The 1,469-nt window shown below is 69.0% G+C and carries 1 protein-coding gene; it reads right to left on the reverse strand.

All coding sequences use genetic code 11. The features are described 5' to 3' along the window. On the reverse strand, window positions 1-1,469 hold a 1,469-nt coding region (locus ACGFT2_RS34085), incomplete at both ends, for an acyltransferase domain-containing protein (protein ID WP_393286245.1).

The following is a 1,469-nucleotide window of genomic DNA, read 5'->3' on the forward strand; positions in this document are numbered from 1 at the left end:
CGACGGCAGCAACGAGACCAGCGGATCCAGGCCGTCCAGATCCAGCGCCGCCGCCAGCGACCGCACATCCTCCCGCTCCACCGCCTCCCAGAACGCGGCCTCCACCGGATCCGCCCCCACCGGCACACCCTCACCCGCCACAGGCTCCAGCCAGTACCGGCGCCGATCGAAGGCATACGTCGGCAGATCCACCAACCGCCGCTCCCCCGACCCGAACACCGCCGACCACTGCACACCCACCCCGCGCACGAACAACTCCGCGGCCGAACTCAGAAAACGCGCCGGACCACCCTCACCACGACGCAACGTCCCCGACACCACACCCTCGGCACCCGCAGCATCCAACGTCTCCTGCAACGCCATCGTCAGCACCGGATGCGGACTCACCTCGACGAACACACCAAAGCCATCGGCGACCAGAGCCCGCGTCACCGACTCCAGCTCCACCGTCCCCCGCAGATTCGCATACCAGTACCCGGCATCAAGCGACGCCGTGTCCACCGGCCCACCCGTCACCGTCGAATAGAACGGCACCCCCACCGAACGCGGAACAACCCCCGCCAGAACCTCGAGCAACTCCCCGCGAATACGCTCCACCTGCACCGAATGCGACGCGTAGTCCACCGGAACACGCCGCACCCGAACACCATCCGCCTCACACGAGGCCAGCAGTTCCTCCAGCGCCGCCGGCTCTCCCGACACCACGACCGAAGAGGGGCCGTTGACGGCGGCGATCGAGATCCGCCCGCCCCAGGCCTCCACCCGGGCGGCCACCGATTCACGAGGCAGCGCGACCGACACCATCCCGCCCGCGCCGGCCAGCACACCCAGAGCACGACTCCGCAAGGTCACCACCCGCGCCGCGTCCTCCAGGGTCAACGCGCCGGCCACACACGCCGCCGCGATCTCACCCTGCGAATGCCCCACCACCGCATCCGGCACCACACCCACCGACGCCCACACCGCCGCCAACGACACCATCACCGCGAACAACGCCGGCTGAACCACATCCACCCGATCCAACGACGGCGCACCCGGCAACCCCCGAAGAACCCCCACCAACGACCAATCCACAAACGGCGACAAAGCCCCCTCACACTCCGCCAACCGCTCCGCGAACACCGGCGAGGAATCCAACAACTCCACCGCCATCCCCACCCACTGCGAACCCTGACCGGGAAACACGAACACCCGACCACCCACCGGACCCGCAACCCCGGCGATCACACCCCCACCCGACCCACCGGCCGCCAGCACACCCAAACCATCAACCGCACCACCACGATCCCCCGCCAGCACCACCGCCCGATGCTCGAACACCGACCGCGACGCCACCAACGAGAAACCCACCTCCCCCACACCACAAACCTCAGGCACCGCCCCCACCAACGCACCCAACCGCTCCGCCTGACCCCGCAACGCCCCCACACCACGAGCCGACACCACCAACGGCACCACACCCGAACCCA

The sequence above is a fragment of the Streptomyces sp. NPDC048514 genome, assembly GCF_043199955.1.
Classification (GTDB): Bacteria; Actinomycetota; Actinomycetes; order Streptomycetales; family Streptomycetaceae; genus Streptomyces.